Source organism: Polynucleobacter sp. AP-Sanab-80-C2 (assembly GCF_035012965.1).
Lineage (GTDB): Bacteria > Pseudomonadota > Gammaproteobacteria > Burkholderiales > Burkholderiaceae > Polynucleobacter.
This window is the reverse complement of the sequence record NZ_JAYGQS010000003.1, coordinates 254,250-267,615: the sequence shown is the minus strand read 5'-3', so window position 1 is coordinate 267,615 and position 13,366 is coordinate 254,250. Positions and strand designations below refer to the sequence as shown.

Sequence of the window (13,366 nt, the reverse complement as noted above, 5' to 3'; positions counted from 1 at the left end):
TCCGATCTCTATGTCAACTATATTGAAGACACTTCTTGTAATTACTTTCATTTATTCACATTCATCTTTTGCGGATGTATATCCATCCAGACCCGTAAAGATGATTGTTCCATTTGCTCCTGGATCCGCTTCGGATACGGTAGCTCGAAGTGTTGCTGATAAATTAACGCTTGCTATGGGGCAGCCATTCCTAGTTGAAAATCGTGCTGGGGCTGGAAGTACTATCGCTAATGATTATGTAGCTAAGGCCGCTCCCGATGGTTATACCCTCCTGATCTCTACAGCAGCATTACCAATTGGCGCTAGTGCATATCCTAATTTGAAATATGACACGGCAGCTTTTACTTCAATTACCGTTTTTACAAACTCCGCTCTAGCCCTGGCAGTAAACCCAGACTTTCCTGCAAAAAATGCCCGAGAGTTTATTGAGTATGCAAAAGCTAATCCAGGAAAAATAAACTTTGGGTCACTAGGTATGGGCACCTCTCATCACGTCACTGCTGAGAAGTTGAAGTTAGATGCCGGCATTAATATGGTTCACGTGCCCTACAAGGGCTCTGGACCAGCGCATCTAGATCTTATGGGTGGACAAATTCAGGCTATGTTTGATAATTTAGTAGCACTGATGCCCCATTTTAAAAGTGGAAAATTGATTCCTATTGCCGTTACTACATCCAAGCGCCACCCACAGTTACCAGATGTTCCAACCCTGTCTGAGGCTGGGGTAAAAGGGTTTGAGGCTGTTGCGTGGTTTGGGATTGTTGCTCCACCAGGGACGCCCAAAGATATTATTAATAAATTAAATGTTGAGATTGTAAAAATCTTAAATACGCCGGAGGTTCGTCAGCGCTTGATCGATGGCGGATCGGAGGTGATTGGCAATTCACCAGACGATGCCGACCGGTTTCTAAAATCAGAAATTAAAAAATGGGGTGTAGTTGTACGTTCGGCGAAAATAAGCGCTGAATAATCAAATCATCCTTGCTGAGTAACAGGTAAGTTAACTAATTACGATGTTTCCCTAAGCAAGAACCCGCTTCAGCGGGTTTTTTATTGCCAATCTACTCCACCAAATATCTACTACGTTGCACTCACTTGTCGGTATAGGTGGTGCTCATGGACTCTGAGTCCACTATCCTGAGCTAAGGTATAGTCAAAATATGGTGAAAGCCCTGCTTGTCAGAAGCCGAGGGTCATGGCATCGTATAAAACATATCAATAAAAAGTATCAGGAGACGTAATGAAATCAAGTAAACAGTTATTCCTTGGTCTGCTCGCTTTTTTGGGTTTTTCTCAGGCTTTTGCTGCTGGCAAAATCGAGATGAATGAATACATGATTCAGAGTGATACTCCCGGTATTTCTCTGTATGTCCGCAATAAGCATTTAGCGGGAATGAAAAAGTTTTCCCCTGAAAAAACATTGCTTTATGTACATGGCTCAACTTATCCCGCAGAGACAGCGTTTGACTTATCTTTAGGTGGCATATCATGGATGGAATACATCGCTGCTAGGGGGTATGACGTTTGGCTAGTTGATTTGCGTGGCTATGGCAAATCGACCCGTCCACCAGAGATGGATCAACCTGCTGAGCAAAATCCACCGATAGTCCGTACCAATGTTGCCGTAAGTGATGTATCCAGTGCCGTAGATTACATCTTGAAGAAGCGCAACATTAATAAGTTGAATTTACTTGGATGGTCATGGGGTACCACCATCATGGGTAAGTACACAGCTGAAAATAATCAAAAGGTTAACAAGTTAGTGCTGTATGCACCGCAATGGTTACGTCAAGGCGGTGCGCCATTAACAGACAAAGGCGGTCCTTTAGGCGCATATCGTGTCGCTTCGGTTGCCGATGCCAAGAATCGTTGGTTGACTGGTGTGCCAGAGAGTGCCAAAGCCACATTGATTCCAGATGGCTGGTTTGAGAAGTGGGCTGCAGCCACCTTTGAAACCGATCCTTGGGGAAAAACACAGAGTCCTAAAAAACTGCGTGCACCCAATGGTACCGTTCAGGATGCACGTGAGTTCTGGACAGCAGGTATACCGGTTTATGAGCCTAAAGATATTCGTGTGCCAGTCATGCTGGTTCACGCAGAGTGGGATGCAGACCTACCAAGCTACATGATGTATGAGTACTTTACTAAGCTAGAAAATGCACCATACAAAATCATGTTGCAAATCAGCGAAGGTACTCACACCATCATTATGGAAAAGAATCGCATGTTGATGTTTACTGGTGTCCAGGAGTTTTTGGATAGTACATTTAAGCCAGAAAAATAAATATCAATATAGAAACTATTTGGGGGCATCGTGAAATTGAATTGCTTAATAAAGTTTTTTGGACTTGTCTTTTTAGCTAGCAATGCCATAGTAGCCTTAGCTGCCTATCCTGATAGACCCGTCACGATCATCATTGGCTTTCCGCCGGGCACAGGGACAGACACTGTGACTCGCATCATGGCTGATCGACTCTCTCAGCGTATGGGTCAGCAGTTTTTAGTAGATAACAAAGTAGGTGTTGCTGGCAGTATTGGTGCGGGCATTGCAGCGAAAGCGAAACCAGACGGCTACACCCTGTTGGTGAGTGCATCTGCACCCATGTCAATTAATCCGCATATCTATAAGAATCTGACTTATAACCCGCTGACTGATTTCACACCGATTGGCATGTTGGTATGGTTGCCGTATCTCATGGTGGTCAACCCGAATGATCCTGCTAATACCTTGCAGCAATTTTTGGCGAATGCACAAAAGAGTTCAACTCCAGTGAGCTATGGCTCTACTGGTAATGGTGCAACCAGTAACTTGGTAATGTCAGTTTTAGCTAAACGAGCTGGCGTTGAAATGACTCAGATTCCTTATAAAGGAAGTAGCCAAGCGCAAGCAGATGTGATTGGTGGCCAATTACCTGTGACCTTTGATACGCTTTCTTCTAGCATTGCAATGGTGAGGGCTGGCAAGTTAAAGCCTCTCGCTGTAGCGACTCTGAAGAGGACAGAGCTTGCCCCGGAAATACCGACAGTAGTAGAGCAGGGCTTTCCGGGTTTTGAAATTGGTGCTTGGCTCGGCCTCTTTGGTCCACTAGGCTTACCGCCTGCGATTCAAAAAACCTTGCTCAATGAAATCAACGCAATCTTGCAGGAACCTGAAACCCGTGCCAAGTTAGCTAAAAGTGGCGCTGAGGTGCGGATGTCAGCTAACTCGGGTGAGTTTGCTCTATTCATAAAAAATGATAATGAAAATACCGGTAAGCTGATCCGTGATTTCAATATCAAACCAATGGAGCAATGAAGTAATGACTAAGAGTAATTATGTTGTCTCAGCTGCAGAACGCCAGGCACGCGTTGATTTAGCCGCTTGTTACAGACTGGTTGCCCATTTTGGAATGAGTGATCTGATTTATAACCACATCACTGCCAGAATTCCAGACAGTAAAGACGATCATATTTTGATTAATCCTTATGGATTAATGTACAACGAAGTCACCGCCTCTAATTTAGTCACGATTAACTTAGATGGCGAAGTAATTTATAACCCCAATCCTGATTTTGGTATTAATCAAGCAGGATATGTAATTCATAGTGCGGTGCACCGTGCAAGAGAAAATGTCAGCTGTGTCATTCACACGCATACACGTGCTGGTATGGCAGTCTCTGCTATGGAGTGTGGCCTTTTACCAATTACGCAAACATCCATGCGCTTTCATGGCATTAGTTATCACGACTACGGTAGTGTTGCGATAGATCTTGGTGAGCAAACCCGTTTGGTGGCGGACTTGGGCGATCAAACCGCCATGATCTTGCGGAATCATGGTTTGCTAGCAGTAGGGCCTAGCGTAGCGCAAGCATTTAATACCTTATATTGGTTGGAGATGGCCTGCAAAGCTCAGGTGGATGCACTCTCTTCAGGAGTGAAGCTCACCATGCCCTCAAAAGAGGTGATAGAGAAGACGCATCATCTCTATCAGCCCAACGTCAGAAGGCCTTTTGGTGAAATGGAATGGCCTGCCATGTTGCGTATTATTGAAAAACTAGATCCTGGCTACAAAAATTAATCCAGCACCTCAGTAAGCTTAAAACCGCTAGTACACAACTTCTACTAGTGGTTTTTGATTGATGAAGTTTTGGATATTCTGCGTGACCGATTCGATACGTCTCGCATCGAGATCATCCGTCCAGCTGGCAGTGTGTGGCGTCATGATGACATTGTCGAGTTCATGAAACGGAAAGACCGATGGCTGCATCTCTAAGTTTTCAGTGCTGGCATATTGATACCAAACATCAAGAAGAGCACCACCAATCTGACGATGCTTCAGGGCTTGATAAATAGCCTCTTCATTAATAATAGGACCTCTAGCCACATTAATGATGACACCTGTTGGCTTCATCTTTTTTAGCGTACGTTCATTAATCAGGTCTCTCGTACTGTCACTGAGAGGAGAGGTGATGAGGATATAGTCGCTCTCAGAAAGTAATTCATCAAGATGCGAACTGTCTTTCCACCATGCCAGTCTTGAGTCTTGCTTAGGGTTACGACTAATGGCCAGAAACTTCATGCCAAAAGGAGTGGCTAATTCAGTAACACGCTTTGCGATGTGGCCGTAGCCTATAAAACCAATGGTTTTATGCTGAATTTCACTATGCTTCTTACCTCGCACAATTGATCCGCCGTAAGTCCAGCGACCTTGACGTAGCTCGCGATCCATTAAGCGCATATTGACAGCAAACTCTAAGATGCCGAGCATGACATATTCAGCGATTGGCTCAGAGTGTTGGTTGGTGTTGCAGACCTTGCAGCCCGCTGGTAGCCAATCTGGATGAAGCCATTCCATTCCAGAAAATGGTACCTGAATTAACTGTAATTGCTTGCCAGCCCTAATGAGATCTTCAATCAGTTGTTTATCTTTTGAATAGGTCAGCTCTGCTGTTACTACCAGAATGCTGGCTTTAGATGCTAAGTCAAATAGCTCAGCTTTGGGCTGTTCAATAGTCCAATGTTGTATTGCCCACTGATCTTCAAGTACTGCACTAAGTGGATCAAGGAAGATCTTGCCGTACTCTCCAACAACCAGAATATTTTTGCTCATATTTTTTTACTTAATGGATGACTTAAATATACAGCAAGCCCTAAATTCAGTTATCCTAATTTTCTATCAAGATACGAGTGCACATATGAAGCGCCGCAATTTTTTAGGTTTTTCGCTAGCTCTGTCTCTGCCATTTTCTGTGAGGGCACAGGCATACCCCTCAAAACCCATTCGTTATATCGTTCCTGTTGCGGCAGGTGGTGGTAACGATATGATTGCACGGGTCGTTACTGAGCGCTGGGGGCGAGTTTTGGGACAAACTTTTGTAGTGGAGAATCAAAGTGGTGGGGGTGGAGTCATTGCCTCTCAGGCCACCATGAGAGCGCCGCCTGATGGATATACCTTGATGCAGGGTTATGTGGCCACTCATGGTACAAATCCTGCGACAAGAAAAGTTCCTTATGACCCTATTAAGGATTTCACGCCGATTGGGATGATTGGTGCGACCCCAAACGTCTTGATTGTGAATAGTCAGGTTCCAGTCAAGAACATGAAAGAATTTATCGACTATGCGCGCAAGAACCCAGGGAAGTTAAGTTACGGTACTGCTGGTCAGGGATCTTTGACACATATGACCATGGAATTATTTAAGCAGGAAACTGGTCTTTACATTCTGCATATCCCATATCGTGGCATTGCCCCAGCGATTAACGATCTATTAGGCGGTCAAACGCAGACTATGTTCCCAGGCCTAGCTGCGGCTTTGCAATATATACAAACAGGCAGGGTCCGTGCATTAGCGGTTACGGGATCAAAACGCAGCTCAGTCTTAAAAGACGTCCCCACTATGGAAGAGCTCAGTTTTAAGGGTTTTGACGCAATGCAATGGTATGGCACGGTAGGCCCTGCTGGAATTCCATCGGATATTGTGAAGCGTTTAAATGAAACGCAAATTGCTACACTGAAGTTACCGGAGATGCGGGAGAAGTTATTGATTGAAGCAGTTGAGCCTATGCCGATGTCTCCTGAACAATTCGGTCAATTTATTAAAAATGAAACTAAGCGATGGACTGCCTTGGCAAAAGCTCGCAATATTCAATTGGAAGAGTAGGTCATGTCGAAGAAATTAAGAGTTGGAATTTTAGAAGGCGATGACATTGGTCATGAGATTGTGCCGATTGCAGTAGAGGTTGCCAAAGCAGCTGCAAAACTGCATCAAGTGAATATCGAGTGGGTACCTTTACCCATTGGGCGTCGCGCGCTCGATACTCATGGCCATACTCTGCCACCTGAAACTTTAGAAACTCTCCATACTCTGGATGGATGGATCTTGGGTCCGATTGGTCATCGTGCTTATCCAAAGCAGGCTAACGCCATCAATCCCCACCCAATTTTGCGTAAGCAATTTAATTTGTTTGCAAACGTGAGACCAACACGTTCTTACCCAGATATTGGGTGTCTTCGTGATGATATTGATTTAATTATTGTTCGTGAAAACAACGAGGGCTTTCAGCCAGATCGGAATATGTTGGTAGGTAATGCAGAGTTTCGTCCAAGCGATGAAATGACTCTGTCTATGCGCGTGATTACCAGAACTGGTAGCCGTCGCGTTGCCCAAGCAGCTTATGAATTAGCGCGTCAACGCAAGAAGCATTTGACCTACGTCCATAAAGATACAGTCTTTAAACTAGGTTGCGGTATGTTTGTTGAGGAGTGTAAAAAACTAGCACCAGAATATCCAGATGTCCTCGTTGATGATGTGATCGTTGACACTATGGCAATGCGCTTAGTGCGTGACCCCCAAAACTTTGATGTGATTGTGACTACGAATATGTTTGGCGATATTTTGTCAGACGAAGCTGCAGGTCTGGTTGGCGGTTTGGGAATGGCGCCAGGTTTATGTATCGGTGATGGTGATGTGGTGATGGCACAGGCCACTCATGGATCAGCTCCGGATATCGCAGGCAAAGGCATTGCCAATCCATACTCCATGATTGAATCAACTCGTATGATGTTTGATTGGCTTGGCTATAGCCGGAATATCCCAGAGGCTGTGGCGATGGCAAGATCGATGTCAGAGGCAACTTCAGTAGCGCTTGCTAATCCAAATGCTAGAACCGGGGATATCAATGGCAAAGGAAATACTGCATCTATGGCAAAAGCAGTATTAGAGGCTTTGAGGTAATGTAATACAGTGGTTGAAATACCTGTAGCTCAAAAAATAGGATGGAGGAGACATGAGCAATCGCAAGGACCGAAATGAACAACGTAGACAGCTCTTAACATGGCTTGCAGCCAGCCCCTTGTTTGCCCTTAGCGCTAATCAAGATTTGTTTGCTCAAGAAGCAAAAGATCTGAGAGAGTTAATCAGAAATTTCACGAAGCGACCAGACCCCATGATTTGGGCGCCAAATACTCCCTTGGATCTGATATCCAATCCAAAGGAAGCAATCAATGTTTTTGATTTTGAGCCAGTAGCATTTACGAAAGTACCTCCAGCACACTTTGCTTACATGGCATCAGGCATTGATGATGAGGTGACATTAAGAGCAAATCGCACTTCATTTCTAAAGTACCAATTACGTCCTCGTCGTTTACGCGATGTGAGTCAAATTGACACCTCTATTACGCTTTTTGGAACTAAGTGGAACTCTCCCATCATTATTGCCCCAACTGGTGGCAATAAGGCATATGACCCAGAGGGAGAGATAGCCGTTGCGAGAGCAGCGAGAGCGGGTGGTTTCTTAAATATCCTGTCAAATGCTGGAGCCTCCACAATTGAAGACGTCATCGCTGCTCGTCAAGGTGAAGTTTGGTTTCAGTTATATGCAACTTCTAGCCCTGCAGTCGCTAAGCAAGTTATTCGACGGGTTGAAAAAGCTGGGGCACCTGTTTTAGAAATTACTGTTGATCGTAATGGCGGAAGAAATCAAGAAACTTTTGCCCGTCTTAAGAAATTGGATCCGCGAAATTGTGCAGGCTGCCATGTGCATGGCTTTGGCAGTGCGCAAGAAAGACCAAACTATGATGGCATTGATATGACTGGCGTCAGGATGACCTCTTCTAATATGACTTGGGAATTTATTAAGCAGGTGCGCGACACCACCAAAATGAAAATCATCATCAAGGGAATTTTGACTGAAGAGGATGCGCAACTTTGCCTCAAATATGGCGTTGATGGAATTCATGTATCAAACCATGGCGGCAGAAGTGAAGATGGTGGGCGCGGTTCGATTGAGTGTTTGCCTGAAGTTGTCAAAGTGGCAAAAGGTAAGGTACCCATTCTATTTGATAGTGGTGTACGTCGAGGTAGCGATGTATTTAAAGCAATGGCATTAGGAGCGAATGCAGTTTGTGTGGGTCGTCCTTATCTCTGGGGTTTGGGTGCTTTTGGACAACCCGGCGTAGAGCGCGTCATGGAAATTTTGCAAACTGAATTTAAATCAACCATGCAGCAGATGGGTGCCGCTAATATTGCCGCTATTCAATCATCTATGGTGATGAAAGAAAGCTAATTTAGTTGAAGCCTTTCTTATGAGTTTTTAATACGCGTACTTTTGCGAGTTTTCTCATAAAAGTGGTTGGGCTTGGATTTGACCCAACGAATAAATCGCTGCATTTCAGGATGCTCTTGTAGATTACTAGCAGTATTGAATTGCATGGCTAGCTCAGTTTCAGTAAATAAAGCATGAATCTGCCGATGACAAATGCGATGCAGATATTCCGTAGTCTTGCCGCCCTTCGATTTGGGTACTAGATGATGAGCATCTTTTTGTGATTCCGGGATAGGGCGGTCACAAATAGGGCAGACAGTTTCCAGTACCTTTTGGAGTGGCTTGGGCTCTAAAGAAATGAGTTTCTGACGAATTTTTCCAAGCATGAGTATTCGGGTTTAGTGAGGTTATGCCAGTTTATTAAATAAGTCTTAAACTTGCACGGTGGCAAGATTCTCTCCAAAAACACTCTCTGCTCCTGATATCTCCCGTCTCATTGAGATGGCTTGGGAGGACCGTACTCCGTTTGATGCGATTGAGCAGTCATTTGGCCTCTCTGAATCTCAAGTGATTCAATTAATGCGACACGAGCTCAAGAGAGCTTCATTTGAGCTATGGCGTAAGCGCGTGACAGGTCGATCTACGAAACATGTCGCTCTGCGAAGCAAGCTAGTGGACCGTGCCTATTGCCCAACCCAATATAAAAATAAATGACACCCCCTAAAAGGCTGGTCTTGATTCTGGGAGATCAGTTGGATTTAAAGAGTGCAGCACTTCAAAACTTTCATCATGAAACCGATGAGGTATTCATGGTGGAGTCTATGCATGAGGCTCAATATGTTTGGTCGCATCAGGCCAAAATTGCTTTATTTCTATCGGCTATGCGGCACTTTGCCCAGACTTTGAAAAGCTTGCATTACCCAATCAGCTACATCAAAAGCACCCCTTTATCTATTGTTGATGCCTTAAAAGAGAAAATACAGCAAGAGAAAATTACCCATCTCATTTGCGTCGAGCCAGGCGAATGGCGCTTAAAGCAGGAGATTGAAGCATTAGCCAATGAGCTTGGATTGCAATTGGAGATGCGTGAGGATGAGCATTTCTTCTGCTCCCATCAAGAGTTTAATGATTGGGCAGCTGGTAAAAAAGAATTGAGGCTCGAGTACTTTTATCGCTTGATGCGTAAGACCCATCAAATTCTGGTGGATGCTGATGGTAATCCAGAAGGCGGTCAATGGAACTTTGATCAAGACAATCGTAAGCCCTATCCCAAAAAAGGGCCCGGCATCATTGAGGAACCCATTCTGTTTGAGCCAGACGCCATCACTCAAGAGGTGATTGCATTCGTCAAGAAAACCTATCCGAAGCATCCTGGCTCACTTGAGGCATTTCGTTGGCCGGTAACTCGAGAGCAAGCTTTAGAAGCGCTGAATTATTTTGCAGATTACCGTTTGCGAAACTTTGGTGTCTACCAGGATGCTATGTGGACTGATACGCCATATGGTTGGCATTCTATGCTCTCGAGCTCCCTGAATCTCAAGCTCCTTAATCCCCGCGAGGTCATTTCTGCTGTTATTAATGCTTGGAAAAAGTACTCCCTAGATTTATCTACAGTCGAAGGCTTTATTCGCCAAATTTTGGGGTGGCGAGAATTTGTTCGAGGGATGTATTACTTGGATATGCCAAAGATGGCTCAGGATAATTATTACCAGCATCAGAGGTCTTTGCCTAAGTGGTATTGGTCCGGCCAAACCAATATGGCTTGTATGAAAGATGCCATTGGTCAGACCTTGAGGTATGGATATGCTCATCATATTCAGCGCCTGATGGTGACCGGCAACTTTGCTCTGTTGGCTGAGATCCTGCCCTCAGAAGTCTGTGACTGGTATTTGGCAATTTATGTTGATGCTATAGAATGGGTAGAGTTACCGAACACTGCTGGTATGGCCTTGTTTGCTAACGGTGGACGCTTTACGAGTAAGCCTTATATTGCTAGTGGAGCCTACATCAAGCGTATGAGTAATTACTGTGGCTCCTGTCAATACAAGCCAGATGTTCGCTTTGGAGACAATGCTTGCCCAGTCACGACCCTGTACTGGAATTTCTTAATCAAGCATCGCGCTCAGTTTGAGGCAAGCCCACGAACGCGTTTGATGACGGCAAATCTGAAAAGAATCAGCGATGAAGATCAAAGCTCGATTACAAAGCACGCAAAGCAGTTATTAAATCACTTGAACGATCTCTAGGGTTTGATATGAGCACTTCCTTTAAAGGAAATAAGAGCTATTTGCCGAGCAAGATCTGTGTTGTTTGCAAAAAGGAAATGACCTGGAGAAAGTCATGGGCAAAAAATTGGGAGTCAGTGAAATACTGCTCTGATACCTGTAGAAAAAAGGGAGCTAAAAGTCAGGTGTAGTAGTCAGGTGCAGTACTCAGGCGTAGTAGTCAGATGTAGTCGAGCCTGATCACCTTTGACTTTTACCAAGGCAGCTTTTCACCTGAATAAGAAATAAAACTGCCAGAATCCTCTTTTTTAAGATTTTGCATCACTGTAAACATATCGGACACCGCATCTGCTGCGGGTCTCCCAATTTGCTCGCCCCGAAAAGGCTTTGAAAGGCTGGAATTGACAGTGCCTGGATGCATAGCAATGAGTGCAGCATTGGGTTTGGTGCGAGCAAGCTCAATGGACGCCGTTTTAATCAGCATATTCAAGGCTGCTTTAGAGGCTCGATAGCTATACCAGCCACCGAGACGGTTATCTTCAATGCTACCAACCTTGGCAGATAAGGTAATCAGAATAGAATTTTTTGGATCCAATAGTTTGGAGAAATACCGAATGCTTAAGGCGGGACCAATCGTATTGATTTTGAAGAGCTCAATGAATTGTTCGGCATTGAGGTCATCTATTTTTTTCTCCGGCATCCAGTCTTTGCTGTGCAATACACCAATGGTATTAATGATCAGTTGAAAGGGTCCTGCTGCTGCTAGCGCATTAGCGGAAGCTTCGATAGATGCCGGATTTTGATAATCAAGCGGATGCTCTGAATGACGGTGAATACCCACAACCCCTGAACATGAGGGGTTATTTTTGAGGAGCTCTACAAAGGCTGACCCAATCGTGCCAGATGAGCCAATGACCAGAGCGCGAAAGGGATTAGGGAGTATTTTCAAAGGGGTTTTAATGACGACTGTGCTGTAAGCTAGTTTAGTCAATAAGTCTTACACTTGCTTCATGGCTCATGATTTACAAAAACTCACTCTGTTTTATGATGGCGCGTGCCCTTTATGCCAGGCGGAGATATTGTTTCTTAATGGGCGTAACCAAGCTGGTTTACTTGACTTTGTCGACATCAATTCAGATCGCTATGACTCATCAGCCCTTGGCGTGTCATGTGAACAAGCACTAGCTGCTATGTATGGTCAATATGCTGATGGCTCATTAATTAGTGGCGCAGTTGTTTTTCCAGAGGCATATCGCAGAGCTAATCTTCCTTTTCTGGCCTGGTTGTTTTCCAGAAAGATCGTGCAGCCACCCTTGCGCCTAGGTTATCAATTTTTTGCTAAGCATCGCCATGCGATTTCACGAATATTAGGTCCAGGTGCATTGCGACTAGTCAATGCCACATCTAAAAGTAAGAATGTATCAGGCACCTTATGAAAGTCCAAACCCTATTCATCCAACTTTGTGCTCTTGCCTGTTTATTCAGTGCCAATAGTAATGCCCGAGAGTTGACCTATATTAATGAAGCCTTGAATCCTGCCAAACTTCAGGGCAGCGGCAAATTAACTTGGTGGGGCTTTCATATTTATGATGCCAATTTTTATCGAGGTGCAAGTACTAATGCTTCAGCATTTGCACTGGACTTGCGGTATCAAAAATCTTTCACTGGTGTGGCAATCGCTAAGAGCTCAGCAGATGAGATGAAAAAGCTTGGTGTATCAGATACACAGGCACAGGCTTGGGAAAAACAATTGGCCACCTTTATGCCAAACGTGGAGTCAGGTCAAAATCTCACTGCAATTTATGCACCCAACCAGGGAACTACTTTTTATTTCGAAGGAAAACCCCTTGCGCAGATTCCGGGAGCAGATTTTTCTAAAGCTTTTTTTGGTATTTGGTTAGATCCTAAAACGAGTGCTCCTAAACTACGTGAGCAACTACTTGGGCAGAATTGCCCACCACCCCTTTTCCAAGAGGCTTGTCCATAATGAAATCATTCTTTAGCAAATTCAGTGTATCTATCCTTTGTGCCAGCTTCTTGCTGGGTTGTGCTGGCCCAAAAGTATCTCAATATGGTAGTGAAAAGCCCGTATTGGATTTGAGTGAGTATTTCTCAGGCACGATTGATGCGTATGGCATCTTCACCGATCGCAGTGGAGTAGTGGTCAAACGTTTTACGGTCTTGATTCAAGCCAACTGGCAGGTCATTGATGGTAAGAAAGTAGGTACTCTAGATGAAAGCTTTGAATACTCTGATGGCACAAAGCAGAAACGCATTTGGAAGCTAACCGAAGTTGCTCCTGGAAAATATACTGGTAAGGCAGATGACGTAGTAGGTGAGGCCAATGGCTCATCTGCTGGGAATGCTCTCAACTGGGCATACACCTTAGCTTTGCCAGTTGATGGCACCATTTACCATGTTCAGTTTGATGACTGGATGTATCTCGTAACACCAAAAGTCATGATCAATAAAGCCCAAATGAGCAAGTTTGGTATCAATCTAGGCGAAGTCACGCTGAGTTTTTATAAGCGTTAGGCGTAATCCCTTAGAGCGTTCTATATAAGCCCATGCTAGATTAATCCTCGTAATTCACATCACATAAAAATTATTTTGGAGA

General features: G+C 44.4%; 16 protein-coding genes. 13 read left to right on the top strand and 3 right to left on the bottom strand.

Annotation, left to right across the window (positions count from 1 at the left end; translation table 11 throughout):
* Positions 1 to 10 precede the first annotated feature (10 nt).
* The 4 genes from VC178_RS06805 to VC178_RS06790 all read left to right on the top strand — a co-directional run bounded on the left by VC178_RS06805 (position 11) and on the right by VC178_RS06790 (position 4,058).
* Complete coding sequence (locus VC178_RS06805) at positions 11 to 970, top strand: tripartite tricarboxylate transporter substrate binding protein (protein WP_323482004.1); 960 nt, start codon at positions 11 to 13, stop codon at positions 968 to 970.
* A gap of 270 nt (positions 971 to 1,240) precedes the next feature.
* On the top strand, positions 1,241 to 2,284 hold the full coding sequence (locus tag VC178_RS06800; protein WP_216124780.1) for an alpha/beta hydrolase: 1,044 nt from the start codon (positions 1,241 to 1,243) through the stop codon (positions 2,282 to 2,284).
* 30 nt (positions 2,285 to 2,314) lie between these two features.
* Positions 2,315 to 3,295 (top strand): tripartite tricarboxylate transporter substrate binding protein, encoded by a 981-nt coding sequence (locus VC178_RS06795; RefSeq protein WP_323482003.1) that lies wholly within the window; start codon positions 2,315 to 2,317, stop codon positions 3,293 to 3,295.
* A gap of 4 nt (positions 3,296 to 3,299) precedes the next feature.
* Entirely contained in the window at positions 3,300 to 4,058 is a 759-nt protein-coding gene (locus tag VC178_RS06790) for a class II aldolase/adducin family protein (protein WP_323482002.1), read from the top strand.
* Positions 4,059 to 4,085: 27 nt separating this feature from the next.
* Here the strand turns inward: VC178_RS06790 and VC178_RS06785 are convergent, their stop codons facing one another.
* On the bottom strand, positions 4,086 to 5,090 hold the full coding sequence (locus VC178_RS06785) for a 2-hydroxyacid dehydrogenase (RefSeq protein ID WP_323482001.1): 1,005 nt from the start codon (positions 5,088 to 5,090) through the stop codon (positions 4,086 to 4,088).
* Positions 5,091 to 5,175: 85 nt separating this feature from the next.
* On the opposite strand from VC178_RS06785, the gene VC178_RS06780 reads away from it, so the two are divergent.
* From VC178_RS06780 to VC178_RS06770, 3 genes are read left to right on the top strand one after another with little or no spacing between them, the layout of a single operon-like run.
* A complete protein-coding gene (locus VC178_RS06780; RefSeq protein WP_216177075.1) occupies positions 5,176 to 6,141 on the top strand; it encodes a Bug family tripartite tricarboxylate transporter substrate binding protein in 966 nt (321 codons plus the stop codon).
* A 3-nt stretch (positions 6,142 to 6,144) separates the two neighbouring features.
* Positions 6,145 to 7,215, top strand: coding sequence for an isocitrate/isopropylmalate dehydrogenase family protein (locus tag VC178_RS06775; RefSeq protein ID WP_216124794.1), 1,071 nt, complete (start codon positions 6,145 to 6,147; stop codon positions 7,213 to 7,215).
* A 52-nt stretch (positions 7,216 to 7,267) separates the two neighbouring features.
* A complete protein-coding gene (locus VC178_RS06770) occupies positions 7,268 to 8,545 on the top strand; it encodes an alpha-hydroxy acid oxidase (protein WP_323482000.1) in 1,278 nt (425 codons plus the stop codon).
* Positions 8,546 to 8,562: 17 nt separating this feature from the next.
* Here the strand turns inward: VC178_RS06770 and VC178_RS06765 are convergent, their stop codons facing one another.
* Positions 8,563 to 8,910, bottom strand: a complete 348-nt coding sequence (locus VC178_RS06765; protein ID WP_323481999.1) for an HNH endonuclease signature motif containing protein — start codon at positions 8,908 to 8,910, stop codon at positions 8,563 to 8,565.
* A gap of 58 nt (positions 8,911 to 8,968) precedes the next feature.
* On the opposite strand from VC178_RS06765, the gene VC178_RS06760 reads away from it, so the two are divergent.
* Genes VC178_RS06760 through VC178_RS06750 form a run of 3 tightly spaced genes read left to right on the top strand, consistent with a single transcriptional unit; the run spans position 8,969 to position 10,940 of the window.
* Complete coding sequence (locus VC178_RS06760) at positions 8,969 to 9,238, top strand: TIGR03643 family protein (RefSeq protein WP_216177067.1); 270 nt, start codon at positions 8,969 to 8,971, stop codon at positions 9,236 to 9,238.
* Positions 9,235 to 10,770 carry a cryptochrome/photolyase family protein gene (locus VC178_RS06755; RefSeq protein ID WP_323481998.1) on the top strand — a complete coding sequence of 512 codons (1,536 nt, stop codon included), beginning with the start codon at positions 9,235 to 9,237 and terminating at the stop codon, positions 10,768 to 10,770. The genes VC178_RS06760 and VC178_RS06755 overlap by 4 nt, the downstream gene beginning before the upstream one ends.
* Before the next feature lie 8 nt (positions 10,771 to 10,778).
* Positions 10,779 to 10,940: a DUF2256 domain-containing protein gene (locus VC178_RS06750; RefSeq protein WP_323481997.1), complete on the top strand. Its 162-nt coding sequence runs from the start codon at positions 10,779 to 10,781 to the stop codon at positions 10,938 to 10,940.
* A 62-nt stretch (positions 10,941 to 11,002) separates the two neighbouring features.
* Here VC178_RS06750 and VC178_RS06745 read toward each other — a convergent pair whose 3' ends face one another.
* A complete protein-coding gene (locus tag VC178_RS06745) occupies positions 11,003 to 11,740 on the bottom strand; it encodes an SDR family NAD(P)-dependent oxidoreductase (protein ID WP_416350542.1) in 738 nt (245 codons plus the stop codon).
* A gap of 19 nt (positions 11,741 to 11,759) precedes the next feature.
* On the opposite strand from VC178_RS06745, the gene VC178_RS06740 reads away from it, so the two are divergent.
* Genes VC178_RS06740 through VC178_RS06730 form a run of 3 tightly spaced genes read left to right on the top strand, consistent with a single transcriptional unit; the run spans position 11,760 to position 13,284 of the window.
* Positions 11,760 to 12,185 carry a DUF393 domain-containing protein gene (locus tag VC178_RS06740; protein ID WP_323481996.1) on the top strand — a complete coding sequence of 142 codons (426 nt, stop codon included), beginning with the start codon at positions 11,760 to 11,762 and terminating at the stop codon, positions 12,183 to 12,185.
* On the top strand, positions 12,182 to 12,736 hold the full coding sequence (locus tag VC178_RS06735) for a chalcone isomerase family protein (protein ID WP_323481995.1): 555 nt from the start codon (positions 12,182 to 12,184) through the stop codon (positions 12,734 to 12,736). The genes VC178_RS06740 and VC178_RS06735 overlap by 4 nt, the downstream gene beginning before the upstream one ends.
* On the top strand, positions 12,736 to 13,284 hold the full coding sequence (locus VC178_RS06730; protein ID WP_323481994.1) for a DUF3833 domain-containing protein: 549 nt from the start codon (positions 12,736 to 12,738) through the stop codon (positions 13,282 to 13,284). The genes VC178_RS06735 and VC178_RS06730 overlap by 1 nt, the downstream gene beginning before the upstream one ends.
* Positions 13,285 to 13,366: the final 82 nt, after the last annotated feature.